This window comes from Lactobacillus amylolyticus (assembly GCF_003999355.1).
GTDB lineage: Bacteria > Bacillota > Bacilli > Lactobacillales > Lactobacillaceae > Lactobacillus > Lactobacillus amylolyticus.
Window position 1 is genome coordinate 355,442 of record NZ_CP031835.1, and the last position, 16,209, is coordinate 371,650.

The 16,209-nt window shown below is 36.7% G+C and carries 22 protein-coding genes; 14 read left to right on the top strand and 8 right to left on the bottom strand.

Features of this window, described 5'->3' with window-relative positions:
• The first annotated feature begins 62 nt into the window (after window positions 1-62).
• The 4 genes from trxA to D0Z64_RS01875 all read left to right on the top strand — a co-directional run bounded on the left by trxA (window position 63) and on the right by D0Z64_RS01875 (window position 2,642).
• Entirely contained in the window at window positions 63-374 is a 312-nt protein-coding gene (gene trxA, locus D0Z64_RS01865) for a thioredoxin (RefSeq protein ID WP_080881194.1), read from the top strand.
• Window positions 375-495: 121 nt separating this feature from the next.
• Entirely contained in the window at window positions 496-1,425 is a 930-nt protein-coding gene (locus D0Z64_RS08470; RefSeq protein ID WP_236943524.1) for a hypothetical protein, read from the top strand.
• Between the two features lie 5 nt (window positions 1,426-1,430).
• Window positions 1,431-1,841, top strand: coding sequence for a GHKL domain-containing protein (locus tag D0Z64_RS08475; RefSeq protein WP_236943525.1), 411 nt, complete (start codon window positions 1,431-1,433; stop codon window positions 1,839-1,841).
• Window positions 1,842-1,844: 3 nt separating this feature from the next.
• On the top strand, window positions 1,845-2,642 hold the full coding sequence (locus D0Z64_RS01875; protein ID WP_080881195.1) for a LytR/AlgR family response regulator transcription factor: 798 nt from the start codon (window positions 1,845-1,847) through the stop codon (window positions 2,640-2,642).
• 43 nt (window positions 2,643-2,685) lie between these two features.
• Here D0Z64_RS01875 and mscL read toward each other — a convergent pair whose 3' ends face one another.
• Together mscL and D0Z64_RS01885 are read right to left on the bottom strand one after the other, a co-directional pair.
• A complete protein-coding gene (mscL, locus tag D0Z64_RS01880) occupies window positions 2,686-3,054 on the bottom strand; it encodes a large-conductance mechanosensitive channel protein MscL (RefSeq protein ID WP_080881196.1) in 369 nt (122 codons plus the stop codon).
• Between the two features lie 82 nt (window positions 3,055-3,136).
• Entirely contained in the window at window positions 3,137-3,547 is a 411-nt protein-coding gene (locus D0Z64_RS01885; protein ID WP_080881197.1) for a YslB family protein, read from the bottom strand.
• A gap of 86 nt (window positions 3,548-3,633) precedes the next feature.
• On the opposite strand from D0Z64_RS01885, the gene murI reads away from it, so the two are divergent.
• A complete protein-coding gene (murI, locus tag D0Z64_RS01890; RefSeq protein WP_080881198.1) occupies window positions 3,634-4,437 on the top strand; it encodes a glutamate racemase in 804 nt (267 codons plus the stop codon).
• Entirely contained in the window at window positions 4,437-5,057 is a 621-nt protein-coding gene (locus tag D0Z64_RS01895) for an XTP/dITP diphosphatase (protein WP_006352115.1), read from the top strand. The genes murI and D0Z64_RS01895 overlap by 1 nt, the downstream gene beginning before the upstream one ends.
• A 34-nt stretch (window positions 5,058-5,091) precedes the next feature.
• On the opposite strand, the gene D0Z64_RS01900 is transcribed toward D0Z64_RS01895, so the two are convergent.
• Window positions 5,092-5,940 carry a mechanosensitive ion channel family protein gene (locus tag D0Z64_RS01900; RefSeq protein WP_006352114.1) on the bottom strand — a complete coding sequence of 283 codons (849 nt, stop codon included), beginning with the start codon at window positions 5,938-5,940 and terminating at the stop codon, window positions 5,092-5,094.
• Between the two features lie 110 nt (window positions 5,941-6,050).
• Between D0Z64_RS01900 and D0Z64_RS01905 the strand changes: the two genes are divergently transcribed.
• Complete coding sequence (locus D0Z64_RS01905; RefSeq protein ID WP_040457212.1) at window positions 6,051-6,476, top strand: DUF948 domain-containing protein; 426 nt, start codon at window positions 6,051-6,053, stop codon at window positions 6,474-6,476.
• 25 nt (window positions 6,477-6,501) lie between these two features.
• Entirely contained in the window at window positions 6,502-6,858 is a 357-nt protein-coding gene (locus D0Z64_RS01910; protein ID WP_006352112.1) for a hypothetical protein, read from the top strand.
• Window positions 6,859-6,919: 61 nt separating this feature from the next.
• Here D0Z64_RS01910 and D0Z64_RS08780 read toward each other — a convergent pair whose 3' ends face one another.
• The 3 genes from D0Z64_RS08780 to D0Z64_RS01920 form a co-directional block, all read right to left on the bottom strand.
• Window positions 6,920-7,018, bottom strand: a complete 99-nt coding sequence (locus D0Z64_RS08780) for an IS3 family transposase (protein WP_406565681.1) — start codon at window positions 7,016-7,018, stop codon at window positions 6,920-6,922.
• Window positions 7,019-7,197: 179 nt separating this feature from the next.
• Window positions 7,198-8,094 (bottom strand): DDE-type integrase/transposase/recombinase, encoded by an 897-nt coding sequence (locus D0Z64_RS01915; RefSeq protein WP_406565680.1) that lies wholly within the window; start codon window positions 8,092-8,094, stop codon window positions 7,198-7,200.
• A gap of 78 nt (window positions 8,095-8,172) precedes the next feature.
• Window positions 8,173-9,279 (bottom strand): aminopeptidase P family protein, encoded by a 1,107-nt coding sequence (locus D0Z64_RS01920; RefSeq protein WP_006352109.1) that lies wholly within the window; start codon window positions 9,277-9,279, stop codon window positions 8,173-8,175.
• A gap of 172 nt (window positions 9,280-9,451) precedes the next feature.
• Between D0Z64_RS01920 and D0Z64_RS01925 the strand changes: the two genes are divergently transcribed.
• From D0Z64_RS01925 to D0Z64_RS01950, 6 genes are all read left to right on the top strand, one after another.
• A complete protein-coding gene (locus D0Z64_RS01925) occupies window positions 9,452-10,453 on the top strand; it encodes a substrate-binding domain-containing protein (RefSeq protein ID WP_080881199.1) in 1,002 nt (333 codons plus the stop codon).
• Between the two features lie 86 nt (window positions 10,454-10,539).
• The gene (locus D0Z64_RS01930; RefSeq protein ID WP_040457211.1) at window positions 10,540-10,872 is read left to right on the top strand and encodes a hypothetical protein; all 333 of its coding nucleotides are present in this window, start codon (window positions 10,540-10,542) and stop codon (window positions 10,870-10,872) included.
• 11 nt (window positions 10,873-10,883) lie between these two features.
• Window positions 10,884-12,260 (top strand): bifunctional metallophosphatase/5'-nucleotidase, encoded by a 1,377-nt coding sequence (locus D0Z64_RS01935; RefSeq protein WP_006352106.1) that lies wholly within the window; start codon window positions 10,884-10,886, stop codon window positions 12,258-12,260.
• Complete coding sequence (locus D0Z64_RS01940; RefSeq protein WP_080881200.1) at window positions 12,261-12,839, top strand: YutD family protein; 579 nt, start codon at window positions 12,261-12,263, stop codon at window positions 12,837-12,839.
• Between the two features lie 2 nt (window positions 12,840-12,841).
• The gene (locus D0Z64_RS01945; RefSeq protein WP_006352104.1) at window positions 12,842-13,624 is read left to right on the top strand and encodes a TIGR01457 family HAD-type hydrolase; all 783 of its coding nucleotides are present in this window, start codon (window positions 12,842-12,844) and stop codon (window positions 13,622-13,624) included.
• Window positions 13,608-14,216: a TIGR01906 family membrane protein gene (locus D0Z64_RS01950; protein WP_080881201.1), complete on the top strand. Its 609-nt coding sequence runs from the start codon at window positions 13,608-13,610 to the stop codon at window positions 14,214-14,216. The genes D0Z64_RS01945 and D0Z64_RS01950 overlap by 17 nt, the downstream gene beginning before the upstream one ends.
• An 11-nt stretch (window positions 14,217-14,227) precedes the next feature.
• Here the strand turns inward: D0Z64_RS01950 and D0Z64_RS01955 are convergent, their stop codons facing one another.
• The gene (locus D0Z64_RS01955) at window positions 14,228-14,878 is read right to left on the bottom strand and encodes a VTT domain-containing protein (RefSeq protein WP_080881202.1); all 651 of its coding nucleotides are present in this window, start codon (window positions 14,876-14,878) and stop codon (window positions 14,228-14,230) included.
• Window positions 14,869-15,900: an NAD(P)/FAD-dependent oxidoreductase gene (locus D0Z64_RS01960; RefSeq protein WP_080881203.1), complete on the bottom strand. Its 1,032-nt coding sequence runs from the start codon at window positions 15,898-15,900 to the stop codon at window positions 14,869-14,871. Before D0Z64_RS01960 ends, D0Z64_RS01955 begins: the two co-directional genes overlap by 10 nt.
• Window positions 15,901-16,209 lie beyond the last annotated feature (309 nt).

Sequence of the window (16,209 nt, forward strand, 5' to 3'; positions counted from 1 at the left end):
AGTAAACTTGCTATAGTATTTTTATAAAGAAAAAAGATTATTGATTAAGAGAGGTAAAAACGATGGTTGATGCAATTACTGACCAAAATTTTGAAGATGAAACTAAAGATGGCGTTGTTTTAATTGATTTCTGGGCACCCTGGTGTGGTCCATGCAAGATGCAATCACCAGTTATTAATCAATTGGCTGAAGAACGTCAAGATGTTAAATTTACTAAGATGGACGTTGATGATAACCAAGATACTGCTAAGAAGTTGGGTATTATGGCTATTCCAACTTTGCTTATCAAGAAGGACGGCAAGATTGTTGACCGTTTGACTGGTTACACCCCAAAAGAAAAATTGAATGCAATCTTGGATCAATATACTGATTAAGTTTGTAATTAAAAAGAGGATTAAGCGTTTGTGCGCTTAATCCTTTTTTTACTGCTTATTTTATTTTTACTATAAATATGGGCTAAAATTAGTTATCTTATCAATAAAAGGAAATGAAAATATGGATTTTTATATCGATTTCTACGGAATGATTCTAGCTTTTATCGATCTTTTTTATTTCTTGTTAAGCCTTGCCGTAGACGTCGTTGTTTTTGTTAAACTAGCGCAGCCGATTAAGACAGGGAAAGATAAACTATTTTTGGTACTTTTTTGCTTAATTATGTCGGTGATTTTGGTATTTAGTCCATTAGATTTCGTTAATACCTGGCTGACCTATGCCGAAATAGCGGTCTTGTATCTGTATTTTGCGATAATTCGCAAGAATAACCATAAATTAATTTTAGGTTCGCTACTTTTCTTTTACGTAATTGATCAATTTCTTTTGGCGAGTGAGTTTTTAATTAGCTCCTTCATCGCCTTTCTCAAGCTGCATATCTGGGAAGAAGCCTTTGATATTTTACTAATTACAATGGTGATTGTTGCAAAATATAGCCGTTTTTTACGCGAAAGATTGATCGATCAAAATAGCAATATTTTCATTGGTATCTTGTTCTATATTTACCTTTCCTGCGATGTTATCAATTATTATTTGGGAATTGATAACCGGCCAATTGAAGTAATTCAAATTTCAATTGGTTTGTTGATTTTCCAAACTATTTTTGCAATCTTGATTTATATTGGAATGGTTCACACGCAGCGTAATTTGTTAAATCATCAGGAGCAAAAAGCAGAATTTGAAAAACAGCAGCAGCTTGAGGATTACGCGACTTATCTCGAAAAAAGCGAAGACGAACTTAGAAGCTTTCGTCATGATTACCGCAATATGTTTGAATCACTTAAATTGAGTGCAAAAGAGGGCAATGTTGACGAAGTAATTGAAAAATTGGATCAGTATACTAAAACCAATTTAAATTCACAGGCATTTTTGAAGTATAAGGATATTAATCATGTCCATTTAAAATTATTAAGAGCATCATTATTTCTAAATTAACAGAAATGTATAATTTAGGAATTAAATATAATTTTGAATGTCGCCAAGAAATTACGAAATTGCCGCAAAACTTCGATGCCTTGGATTTGGTTAGAATTATTGGGATTACCTGCGATAATGCGATTGAAGAAAGCAAACTGCTAAAAAAACGCGGCCTAACGCCAGAGATTCAAATCATGTTTTATTCTGAAGGCAATAATGAATTTGAATATGAAATTCGCAATCGAACAGTGCAGTCTAAAATTTCTATCAAAAAAATTCAGGAACAGGGTTATACCACTAAGAAAAATCATGCTGGCCTGGGTTTAGCAAATATTGCCAAGATTGAAGATAAATATGCAGAAATGTCGATTTCATATAATGTAAAAGATAATTGGTTCGACTTTTATTTAGTTATTGACACGGAAGGAGATTAAAGAATGAATTATTCGATTATTGTTTGCGATGATGATCGAGCGTTGTCAGAGAGACTCGCTGACCAGATTAAGATTGCTATTCAAAACATGCGCGACGACAGTCCTAACTATGACCAAATTCAACTGCAAATTTCCTTAATTGCTAATAGCTTTGATGAAGTAATTGCTTTTTTAAAACAAAAAACAATCGAAAATGGGATTTACTTCTTGGATATTGAATTGAGTCATGATCCAGAAGCAAAAAATGGAGTTGATTTAGCAGAAAAAATAAAAGAACATGATTCTAATGCACAAATTATTTTTGTGATTGCTTATGACAAATATGCTCCGTTAACTTATCGCCGACGGATTGGGGCAATTGATTATATTAATAAGGCCCAAACGCGGAATCAAATAATTAATCGTTTGGAAGAAACACTCAAAAATGCTATTGATAATTTAACAATGGCAGAAAAAGTAGAAGTAAAGAGTTTAATCTATAGAGTTGGTCATCGCGTGCAAAAAGTAAGAGCAGATGAAATTTATTATATTGAAAACAGTTCTGTTCAGCATAAGGTTAAAATGGTAACGGAAACCGGTGAAAGTGAGTTTAAGGGGACGATCACGCATCTGGATCAGGAAAATGCTTTTTTGATGAAAGTTTCGCAATCATTCTTAGTTAATCCGGAGAATATTGCAGCGATTGATCTATCCAATCGCATAATTAGTTTTCCAAATGGGGATGAAGTTAGTTTTTCAAGAGATAGAAAAAACATTATTAATCAGATTTTGAACCAATTTCATGGAATTGAAGTCAATTGATTACGAGATTCGTCTAATTTTGAACGAGATTTGTCCTTTTTTATTATTGTGTTTCTTTTTCTTTTAATAGATCTCGAATTTCTTTGAGATAATCAGCTTCAGTTGGCTTAGCCGCCTTTTTGTTAGCCTTCCCAATTTTATTGACAGCTTTGACAATTAAAAAGACAACGAAAGCAATAATAATAAAGTTAATAATTGAATTAATAAAACTGCCGTACTTAAATGTTGCGCCGCCAACTTTAAAAACGAGATTGGACAAATCTATTCGACCAATAATTAATCCTAAAAGAGGATTAATCAAATTTTTAACCAGGGAGTTCACAATTGCAGTAAAAGCGGCTCCGATTATCACGCCGACAGCAAGATCGATCACGTTGCCGCGAGCAATAAACTGCTTAAATTCCTTAATCATATTATTTCTCCTATATATTCTTTGCAAAATATTGTTTGTAAATAAGTATACAGAAGAAAGAAAAGTTTAACTATTTTTTTGCCTAGCTAAAGCGAGCAACAAGTTCGACCTTGTTTTCTTTATCTAAAATATTGATTTCACACTCAGTTGTGCGGCCATTTTCTTTTTGCATTGCTTCGGCGATCATTCCCGCTTCAATAGCGAATTCTTTGCTATCGCTGTTTAAACGATCTGTGACGGTTTGACCACTTAATTCATAAGTAGTTGATGTCCGTCGCTCTTTAACTTTTTCTAATTTGCCGAAGTTAGCCATTTTAAAGAATTCAGCCAAATCGTCAAAAGAGGAAAGATCATAGTGCCGAGAGATTCTCTTGCCGGCCCAGTAAAGGATATTTGCAGTATCTTTACCGAGAATTTCTGGTAAAAGGAAGTCTCTGTAAAGCTGATTTAAAAAGTAAACATGTTCGTTTGTTTGATTTGTTTTATCTTGCATAAGTTTCATCCCTTTTATTCTTTTTTATTTTACCGTAAACTAGTGGGAGTAGAAAATAAAATTTTTCTTTAGAGGTGCATAAAATTATGGATAATCGTCCGATCGGACTACTAGATTCTGGTGATGGTGGTTTTAGCGTTGTTAAAAAAGTTATCAAAAAACTGCCTGAAGAATCAACTATTTTTATCGGTGACAATGCTCATATGCCGTACGGAGACAAGAGCAAAGAAGAAGTTATCGAGTTGACGCGGCATAGTGTTAATTTTTTATTAAGCAGAGACGTTAAGCTGATTATTTTTGCCTGCAATACGGCAACTGCAGCTGCTATGTCAACAATTCAAAAAGAAATTAAACCACAAATTATCGGCGTCATTCAATCTGGAAGTTTGGCTGCAGTCAGAACAACTGAAAATAAAAAAGTGGCTGTCTCCGCTACGCCAGTGACTATTGCTTCACATGCTTACAAAAATGAAATTCAATTTCGCGATCCAGAGATTGAGGTAACTGAATTGGCTACGCCCAAGCTGGCACCTCTTGTAGAAGCAGAGGAAGACTACAATACTAATTTGCGGGTGGTTAAGGAAAGTTTGAAGCCACTCCAAGGAAAAGACTTTGATACTTTTGTTTTAGGTTGTACGCATTATCCACTAATTCAAAAAGAGTTTGAAGAAGCACTGCCTGACAACGTTTCAATTGTAGATCCAGCAGATCAAGTTGCACAATATACTTTCAACGTGATGCGCCGCGATGGCTTATTTGCAGCTCCAGGCAGCGTGGCTCGACATGAATATTACACGACAGGAGACGTAGAAAAATTTGAACGTATGGGGCAATCTTTCTTGGATCAGCCTGATTTAAAAGCAAAGTATGTAGATACGGAGAATATGTGATGACGAGAGAAATTTTGTTTGCAACAAATAATCAAGGCAAAGTAAAAGAACTTAAGGAAGCATTCAAGCAAGCTGGAGTTGATTTAATCGTTAAAACGGACGCAGATTTGGATAATCCGCCTCATCCAATTGAATCTGGCAAAACCTTTGAAGCAAATGCCAAAATCAAGGCTCATGAATTGGCAAAATTTTCTGGCCTGCCGACAATTGCTGATGATTCAGGTTTAATGGTTGATAAATTAAATGGTGCACCTGGCGTACGTTCAGCTAGGTATGCCGGCGAAGCTCATAATGATGCCCATAACAATGCCAAGCTTTTGGCAGAATTAGGCGGAGTGCCACAAGCTGAAAGAACAGCAAAGTTTAATACGACCATCGTTGTTTCAATGCCGGGACACTTTGATCAGGATCTAGTAGTTTCTGGTCAATGTGCTGGTGAAATTATGCCAGGTCCTGTTGGCGAAGATGGTTTTGGCTATGATCCGCTTTTTTATGTTCCTGAAAAAGAAAAAACATTTGCACAAATGACTACCGATGAGAAGAATGAAATTTCACATCGTGGCAGAGCAATTAAAAAACTGCTTAAAGAATTGCCTGCTTGGCTTGCACAATTTGATTAGAGAAAAGAGTTGGAATTTTATTTCCAACTCTTTTTTAGGCTGATTTTGTAGTAATCGTGCTTGAAGCCTCCGCAAATTTAATATGACTTTTTTGCAAAGCTTCAATGTAGTGACTCAAGTACAGATTTTTAACAATGCTTTGTTTGTCCAGCTTTACTTTAAAAGAAACAGCATAAGTGATTGTCTGCCCATTTTGACCAGTAACTCCGATGATCGTAGGTGCGGTCGCAAGCAAATTTTTGCTGGGCTTAATTTCCTTATTGACTTGCTTGATAATCTGAGTGACTTGATCAAAATTATCGCCCGCATCTAATTCCAAATTGACCGTCATGCTGATGAAGTTATGAGCTAAATTTTGAACAATCGAAATATTGCGATTGGGAATAAAAATCGTAGAGCCATCGGAGGCCTTAAGTCTGGTTGTTCTGAGTCCTAATTGCGTAACTGTTCCTGTTTGCGAATCGATTAACACGGTATCGCCAACGTCAAATTGATCTTCACTCAAAATAAAAAAGCCGTTAACAAGGTCGCTAACAAAGCCCTGTGCTCCCATTCCTAGCGCCAGGGAGAAAATTCCGGCGCTGGCAAGCAAGGTGCCAACTGGAACACCGATAATTGATAGAATGCCAAAAAGATAAAAGAAAATTACAGTATACTGAAAAACACTGTTGATCAATGCAGTAATTGTTTTAGTACGTTTATTTTTGATCCTTTTTGGCTTGCTTTGCAGATAGCGATTAATTATTTTTTTGCCGAAGTGTGAAATAAGATAAAAAATTAGCGTGGTTAAGAGCAGTTGCCACAAAACAGTGATTAAATAGTTGCCGATTTTATCCCAATTAAGTGAAAAAGTATTTTTACCAATATGCAATGCGGTTTTCATTAGAGTTTCTCCTTGTAAAATCTTGTTTCTATCTTAACAAATAACTTTTTGATTGAGAAACAAGCATTTTCATGCTAGACTTTTTTTAGATGTATTATTGGAGGCAGAAGATGGTAATTTCTTATGGAGCTATCGCTGGTTTAATTGCTGCTGTAGCATTTCTATTGTTAGTTTTATTTACAATTCCAATGCTTGTGCGTACTTCAAAAACTTTAAAAGAAGTTAATAAAACTATGCAAACAACTAACAAGTCAATTCAAGAAATTTCAACAGATGTAGATGGCTTGATGAAGCAAAGCAGCGACTTATTAGATAAAACAAACGATTTATTAGCCGATGTTAATGGTAAAATGAAGACAATTGATCCAGTAGTTAAAGCTGCTGCAGATCTTGGGGAAAGTGTTTCAGAAATTAACGCTTCTTCTAAAAAGATGGCAAAACGGATCAAAAATGTGCATCTAGGTCGAACAGGCATTGTTTCTTCATTGTTAACAGCAATGCTGGCTAGACGCAAACGTCGCAATGGTAAAGATTAAATAGAAGATAAAGGAGGAAACCCCGATGAGTAAATTTACTAGTTTTTTAGTTGGTGCTGTTTTAGGTGCTGCCGCTGGTTTTGCAGCTGGCTCATTATTAGTTGATAATGATCAACTTGATGATATAAAGAAAAAAATTAAGGACAACGAAAAACTTCAAGATCTTAAAAAGAAGTATGATAACGGTACTGAAATCGTTAAGAATCAATTGGCATCCTTCCCAAAGAGCGTTGAGGATGATTCTGAATTAAAAGATTTTGATGATATTGTCATTGATGACTCAAACAATGATGATGACGATGAAGAAAAAGCAGCAGATGATTTGAATAATGCTGAAAAAGATGACGATACTGCTTCAGATGAAGGAGCACCTGAAGAATAAATTTAAAGTTAAAAAAAGACTTCTATGTAGTGACCCAGCAAAATTGGACACTTTATTGATATTATGCAGCTAAGGATTGATTCCGAAATTGTTCCGGAGTCAGTCCTTTTAGTTTTGTCTTGGTTCTTTCAGTATTGTAGAAGCGGATATGGTCTTTGATAGCTTGCTCTAATTCATCAGGATTGGCATAATTTGTTTATTTGCCGTAGAACATTTCGCGTTTGAGAATGCCAAAGAAGCCTTCCATCAGAGCCCATCATCAGGAGAGCAGCCCTTTCTAGACATACTTTGTTCTATTCCATGAATGGCTAATTCGCGCTGGTAAGCTCGGTTTTGATATTACCAGCCACGATCAGAATGAAAGATTAAACCATTGAGCGCAGGATGAGCAGTAAAAGCATCATTAAGCATTGTCATTACTTGTTTGAGGTTAGGATGACGAGAAGTATTGTAGGCAACTATATCTCTAGCACAGCCATCGATAATTGGCGAAAGATAAAGCTTCTGTCCTCTTAAATTGAACTCGGTAACATCCTCGTACCACTTCATATTTGGCCTGACGGCAAAGAACTTGTGCTTAATCAGATCTGGCTTGATTCTGCCCTCAATCTCTCCCTCATAGCTGTCATAACGTTTTCTTCGTCTCATGCGATAGCCAATTAAGTTCAGCTTGCTCATCAGACGGTAAACTGTCTTGCGGTTAACCTTAAAGCCTTTATTGTGCAAACGGTCGGCAACCACACGGTATCCGGGTGCAGTGTATCTGCCTTTGAGCTCAGCACCAAGGCATCCGATTTTTTTATAAATGCGTTTTCGACAGTAAGCTTTAAATTCTGGCGACGAAGCTTTTCTTTTTCTCGTTTCAGCTTCTCTAGCTCTTTGCTTGTTCTTTTCTTCAAGAGTATGTCGTCCTTTCTTCTTGATAACGACATTATACCCATTTTCTTTGTAGGAGCGAATCCAATTGCTTAGCATGCCTATACTGGACAAGCCAAGATCAAGAGCTACTGCAGCAATTGCTTCGTCTCCGAAGATTGCACGTTCTTTATATTCCTTGGAGTAATAAGTATGAGGCTTATCAAGAATGGAAAAGCCATGAATTTTAATCAGTTTTACCAAATAGTTTATAATTTCTTTTCTTACTCCATATTTTTTACCTAAATAGGTTCCGCGTTTCTCTTCTAAAGTCCATTCTTTAAAAATATGAATTTTATCTTGTTTAGATAATTTAAACATAGAAAAACCCCCGAAATCCGTGTCCGAATTTCGGGGGTCACTACATTAGCTTGTTGCTAGAAGTCTTTTTGTTTGTCTTTAATCTTTTAAAGGCAAAATCTTTAAGTCTTTATCAGTATGGGTAAAGGTTTCAAAACCATCTTTGGTGACAACGCCACAATCTTCGATTCTAACACCGGCAAAACCTGGAATATAAATTCCTGGTTCGATGGAGAAACACATGCCTTCTTCAAGAACTAGATCGTTTCCTTGAACAATTGATGGAAATTCATGGACATTTTTACCAATACCGTGACCTAAGCGGTGGATGAAGTATTCACCATAGCCTGCCTTAGTAATAATGTCGCGAGCAACGCTGTCCAATTCTTCAGCCGTAATTCCAGGTTTGGCAGATTCAATTGCAGCTTGCTGGGCTTCACGATCCACTTCGTAAATTTCTCTTTGCTTGGCAGTTGGTTCACCATAGGCAACAGTTCTGCTTGAATCAGAAGCATAGCCTTCATGCATGGTTCCGAGATCAAATAAAACCAATTCGTTAGGTTTGACTCGGTTCATTGTTGGGCCCAAGTGAGGGTTTGCGGCGTTTTTCCCAGCTTGGACAATCGTTTCAAAACTTTCATGCATAACGCCTTTTTGAATTTTTAATTGATAATCGATCTGTCCAGCAATGCTGCGTTCAGTAGCCCCAGTCTTAATAGCGTCGAATCCAATCTTAAATGCAAAGTCGGCTTCGGCTCCGGCACCTTTTAATTTTTCAATTTCTTCTGGAGTCTTGTAAAGACGGATTTTTTCTACGAATGGAGATACATCGCCGTTGAAATCAGCATTTGGAAATTGCTGATGCAAAAGTTGATAATGAGCTACTGACAGATCGTCTTTTTCAATTGCCCAATTTTGATAATCCTTAGTTCTTTGCTTAACATGGTCAGCAATCATCTGCCATGGTTTTTCTGAGTCAAGATAGCCAAAGACATCACCGTTCCATGCGCTCGCTTTAGCCTCTTCGACATTTAATGCTGGGGTAAAAACGAAGGGTTCAGCATCTTTAAAAGCGACTAAAGAAAAGATTCGCTCATGTGGATCCATTTCATAGCCAGTGAAATAAGCAATAGTAATTGGGTTAGAAATATAAGCTACATCTTGGTTGTTGTCTTGCAGCCATTGTTGTAATTTTTCTAGGTTCATATTTTTCCTTTCTAAAAGAAAATTTGTTAATATTTTCAATCAAGTATATCATGAATAAGTATGAAAAAATGAAAAAAAAAAGCAGTAAGCGCTTGCAATTGCGGAGCTTTGGTGTTAAATTACTCTATGTGTATTTTTGAGATGTAAAATATAAAGAAGCGTGGAACTTAGAATGCATAAGCAAGAAGTTACGATTTATGATGTTGCTCGAGAAGCTAAAGTTTCCATGGCAACAGTCTCTCGTGTTATTAATGGCAATAGCAATGTTAGAAAAGAAACACGTGAACGGGTTGAAGCAGTAATTAATCGTTTGCATTATCAACCCAATGCAGTTGCTCAGGGCTTAGCCTCAAAGAAGACAACGACAGTTGGTTTGATTGTTCCAGAATTAACCAATCTTTATTTTGCTGAACTTTCCAAAGGAATTGACGATATTGCATTGCTTTACAAATACAATATTATTATCAGCAGTATTGAAAACCGTTTAATGAAAGAAGACGAAGTAATCCAAAGTTTGCTTAACAAGCAAGTAGATGGCGTTATCTATATGTCTAATCGTCTGCCAGATAAAGTAGCTAATGCTTTCAAGCAGACAAACACGCCAGTAGTTTTAGCAGGGACTAAGGATAACCGGGATGAATTTGCTTCAGTAACGATTGACTATCAGAAGGCCGATACAGAAGCTTTGAATTTAATGTATAACGACGGCAAGAAGAACTTGGCAATTGTGGTTGGCGATCCTGATACAGTTGTTAATAAGGACAACAGAATTCCTGCTTATCGTAAATTCTTAGCTGATCATGATATTGCAGAAGAGCATATTTATACCAAAATTAATAACTACTCTGACGGCTATAATCTTTATTCTCAACTTGAAAAAGACGGCGTAGATGGTGTTATTGTCACTCGGGATGTTACTGCAGTCGGAATTTTGAATTCTGCAATGGATGCAGGCAAGAACATTCCTAAGGATTTGGAAATTATTACTGCAAGTGCTACGCAAATTGCTTCAGTTGTTCGTCCGGCTTTAACTACAATTAAGCAGCCTTTGTACGATATGGGTGCAGTTGCAATGAGAATGTTGACGAAATTAATGAATAATGAAGAAGTAGACGACATTCACGTTCAATTGCCATATGAATTGCTTAAAAAGCAAAGTACTTTAAATCAATAATAATAATCCAAGCAGAGGTCGATTAGTTCGACCTCTTTTTTGTGTTACAATTGCATGTATACTAGCACTTAGAATGGATGTCAGCTATGGATCATCAATACGAAACATTGGATTTAATTGAAGAAGTCACACGTAAGGACGGCAGTAAGTATTACGAAATTTCCAATATTGATCAAAATGGGATCGCAGAATTGGCTGCCAACCGCGGTTATATTAAGCGCGTGCAGATTTTAAAAGTAAATATTGCTCGAACTAAGCCGTTAATTACTTATGAAAAGTATATTAATGAAAACTATCATCTGCAAACTTTATTAAATGAAGATGACTGGAAAAATCCGAAATGGGTTGAATGGGAAAAGCCTAAAGGTAAAATTTTAGATGCGTATAAGATGGTTTTAAAGGCCAACCGGATAGGATAAGGAAAATTCTCATGGAAAATATTCGTATTTTACACACAAATGATCTTCATTCTCATTTTGAACACTTTCCTAAAATAGGACGTTATTTGCATCAAATGCAAGAAAAACCGAATGCCGATGAAGTTTATACTTTTGATGCCGGGGATTTTATGGATCGTTCACATCCGTTGACTGATGCAACTGAAGGTCAGATCAACATCAAATTGATGAATGATTTTCATTACACAGCTGGCACGATCGGCAATAATGAAGGTATTTCTAATCCACATGCCGTTTTAGAGGATTTATTTGATCATGTTAACCATCCGATTCTATTGTCTAATTTGCGTGAAGAAGATGAGAGTTTTCCTAAGTGGGCAAAAGACTATGAAATTTTGACTACCAAAAAGGGCACTCGCATTGCTTTGGTTGGTCTAACAGCGGCTTATCCAATGACTTATGGCCCTAATCACTGGCATATTAAAATGCTGGGTGAAACGATGGATCGCGTTTTGCCTGAAATTGAAGGCAAATATGATGTGCTGATTTTAATTACACATGTCGGTTTAGAAAAAGATCGGTGGCTAGCAAAAAATTATCCACAAATTGACTTGATTGTTGGTGGACACAGTCACGATTTAATTCCAAATGGTGAAAAAGTTAACCAAACCTGGATTACGCAGACAGGCAAGTGGGGAAATTATGTTGGTGATATTATGCTTGAAGTTAATGATCAGCATCAAGTAGTTAAAATTGCGCCAACAACAATTAGTACTGCTTCAATGCCTGAAGAAGCAGGCGATGAACAAATTATCCAAGGTTATCTTGAGCAGGGAAAGCAAATCTTAGAGCAAGATCATGTTGCATATTTGCCAGAAAAATTTGCTGATGATAAAGTAGCGGCCATTCAAGTATCGCTTGATGCAATTGCTCATTTTGCCAATACTGACTTGGCAATGTTGAGTTCGGGTCTGTTTTTATCATCTTTTAAGGTAGGAACTTTAACAAAATTTGATTTGCAAAAGGCCTTGCCACACCCAATGCATGTAGTAAGAACGAAGCTGAAGGGCAGCGATCTTTGGCGTTTGGTGATGGAGATTGAAAAGAATCGCCATTATTTAGACCATTTTCCTTTGCAAGGAATGAGCTTTAGGGGAAAAATTTTTGGTCAAATGTATTATCGTGGGATTAAAGTGGACAAGCTCCACCGGATCGTTTATGTAAATGGTCAAAAGATTAACCCAGAAAAAGATTATCAAATTGCAGGTCTGGACCATTATGTATTGGTTCCATTTTTCCCAACTTTAGCGATCGTTGGTGAAAACGAATTTCTATTCCCACAGTTCTTACGCGAAGTTGTTGGCGATTATCTCGCACAAAAATATCCGATAACGCAAGAAGTGAAGTAAATGACAGAAAAGAACAGATCAAATTCCGAAACAGAGAACAAATTTGAAAAAGAACAGCCTCTGCGCCACCCACTAGCTGTCGTAGCGCAAGATGATGATAAATTAAAAATCAATAAGCAGCTGTATCGTATTATCGTTAATAAAGATAATGCACTTGACGTAGAGATGCTGCGCAAAAAGTATGATCCTTACTTGGATCAATACGATTATATTGTGGGTGATGTGTCGAGTGAACATTTGCGTCTAAAAGGTTTTTATAAAAATGTTGTTAGAACTGCAATCGAGCGTAAGCAGAGAGCAATTGCGGATTACTTGATTGAATATTGCAATCCTGGGGCCGCTTATTTTGTGCTAGAATTGATTTCTCCTACACATAAGTATAACTATAGTCGCTCGCAGGAAAAACGTCCTGGGCGTTATTATAAGTACCGTTATTCAAATAGGCATCGGACGCGCTTGAAGAATAACTTTAAAAGACGATGCGTTCATCAAACTCGTTTTCCAAAGAAGAAAACAATTGCCGTTCAAAAAGGCAAAGGTCGTAATCATGCTTTCGTAATTAAAAAGAGAAAGGATTAGCAGTGAAAGACTATCGCATTTTTTTAATCGATCTTGATGGTACAGTCTATCGCGGAGATGAAACTGTTGAATCTGGAGTCCGTTTTGTTCATCGATTAGCGGAGGCCAAGAAGGATTATCTTTTTTTGACCAACAATACGACTCGTACACCGCAGATGGTAGTTGATAAATTAAAAGGGCACGGAATTGAAACAGATACGGCCCATGTTTATACGCCATCAATGGCCACTGCAAGCTATATTTTGCAGCGCAATCATCAAAAGAAAATCGGACTGTACATTATTGGTGAGATTGGTCTATGGTCAGAGATGCTCAGCCATCCTGAATTTGAAATTAACGAAAAAAATCCAGACTATGTCATCGTCGGTATGGATAGGGATTTGACCTACCACAAAGTTAGAGTTGCAACTAGAGCAATTCGCAATGGTGCTACTTTTATTGGTACCAATGCGGATTTGAATTTGCCACTCGGGGATGAATTAATTCCAGGCAACGGTGCTCAATGTGCGATGGTCGCTGCCGCAAGTGGTCAAAATCCGCTTTATATTGGCAAGCCGGAATCGATTATTGTCGAAATGGCATTGGCCAAGGTCGGTCATACTAAAGATGAGGCCATTATTGTTGGCGATAATTACGATACTGATATTCGGGCTGGTTTTAACAGCAATGTTGATCAACTTTTAACACTGACGGGCGTTACGCAAAAACAGGACATTGTTGGCAAAAAACAGCCGACTATTTTAGTTAACAATTTAGATGAATTAAATTATGAGAAGAAATATTAATCCACTGATTATTTTGTATCATTTTTTATTTGGTCTCTCTAGTAGTGTGGTCGGAGCAATTATCGCGAGTTGGTCGCTGCTGTTTATTTTTATGCTTGTGCAGAAAACAAATGAGATTGTACATATGTCGATTTTTAAAGTGATGCATAACTATAGCCAGCTGATGTGGTATTTGCTATGGCCATTTAAACAAAAATTGAAAATGGATAATTTTCCAACATCTAAGAATGCAGCTGAGCATTTTGTCTACTGCAAAAGATTGTTTATTTGGGTAGTCGTCGTTTTTATAGTATGTTTGGTTCTGCACTTTATCGCAAAAAAGCAAAAAAATAAGGCCATGCTTAAGCTGGATAAAACATGGGCTTTATTATTTTTAATTTTGCCAATTGTAATTTTACCGTTTGCATTTGCTAATTTTGATAGCTTTTTTATTGTTTTTCACCAGTTGTTCTTTTCTAATAGCAACTGGTTGTTTGATCCAACGACTGATCCGATTATTAATGTCTTGACAGAAGGCTTTTTTGCTTCTTGTTTTGCGGTTGATGGTATTATTTATGAATTATTCTTTGCTGAAAAATTATTAAACAAATAAAAAGAGTTCCGCTAATGGAACTCTTTTTTTAATAAAATCTTCTTCTTTAAAGCTACAATTGCAATTGGTACTACTGAAACAAAGATAATTGCCAAGACAATCATCGAGAAGTGCTCTTTGACTACCGGAATATTGCCAAAGAAGAAACCAATAATTGTGAACAACCCGGTCCACATTAAACCACCGATAATGTTGTAGGTAATAAATTTGCCGTAATGCATTTTGCTTCCGCCAGAAATAAACGGTACGAAAGTTCGAATAAACGGAATAAAGCGTCCAATCACGATTGTAATTGGGCCATGACGTTCGAAAAATTTTTCGGCTGCCAAACGATTGTTGTGATTGATCAAACGATTGAACCAGTTGTGCTTTTCACCAGCTGCGGCTGACCACTTTCCAATACGATAATTTACACTGTCACCAATGATGGCAGTTAAAGCTACGATAATGTAAATCAGCCAAATATTGAGCGAGTAACGCGGGTTGGCCGCCATAGCGCTGGCAGCAAAAATAAGTGAATCACCTGGTAAGAATGGAAAGACAACTAGTCCTGTTTCGATGAAAATAATTGCACATAGGACTAAATAGCTGCCTGCACCAAATTGATTAACAATTGTGACAAGGTGATCATCGATATGAAGAATAAAATCTATTAAAGGCATGACGACTCCCACATACTAGTTGAATGAATAGTTAATGTTTTTTCAGGGAAAAGGTCGCGCATAATGGCGTTAATCGCAATCTGTACTTCACCAAAGCCAACTCCAATTACTGGCACGCGCCCAGGATAAGAGATAGCGTCTCCGACCGCATAAATACCAGGTAGGTTGGTTTGCATAGAAGAATTGACTGCAATACGAGCATCGGTTAATTTTATGCCCCATTTTCTGATGAGGCGGTTATTTGCTTTAAACCCATAAGCTACTACAATTTGATCACAGCAAATTTTCTGCAGATACGTATTGCCCATCCTTTTCAACGTGACCGATAGCTGATTATCTTCTATTTGAATTTGTTTTGGAAGATACGGGGTGATAATTTTAACATTTTTTAATTGACGCAATTTAGACAATGTAGATTCGAGTCCGCGAAATTGTGGGCGCCGATGGACTAAAACAATATTGCTGAAATGTGATAATTCTAGCGCCCAATCAAGGGCGGAATCGCCACCACCGAAGATGGCGACCGTTTTTCCAGAAAATTCTTTAGGATTGCGAACATAATAATGGATTCTTTTTTCAATTTCAGAATCAAGTTTAAGTGGCAATTTTTTGGGATCAAACGCTCCATTACCAGTTGCGATAATTAAACTGCGAGTACTGTATTTATCATCAATTAAAATCTCTTCATTTCTTTTCTCAATCTGAGTAACAGAATGATTAGTTACGATTGAGGTGTCCTTATTTAATCCTTTTTTCAATTGAGTAATAAGATTGGTTGCCGTAATTGCTTGGTAAACCGGAATGTCGTTAATTGTTTTAAAAGGATAAAGCATTTGCGGTTGTCCGCCGACCTCATTTAATGAATCAAAAATGACAGTCTTTAATCCATGAAGCTGAGCATAATTTGCCGCAAATAATCCAATTGGTCCGGCACCGATAATAGCCAAATCAAATTTTTTAATTTTTAAAACTCCCTTCAAAGTTGATATATCAACTTTAACATGATTCGCTAAACATTTCATTTGAATTTATACTTGTCAAAATATTCAAATTAGGGTAAATTAATTAAGTCAGCTTTTTGAGAAAGCAAATCTTGATTATTGAAAAGATAAAAAAAGACTTGCATTTGAATAAAAAAGTTGGTAATATATAAAACTGTCGTCGGGCGAAAGCGCGACGGCGCGGGTGAAAAAGTTCTTGACAGAGAACAGGACATCTGCTAAAATAAAAAAGTCGTCTGCACAAAGCAGACGGAGCTAGTACTTTGAAAACTGAACAAAGTTTCGCTAAAAGTGTGCGGGTGTAAAAACCCAAACAAAAAGCGAAGTCAA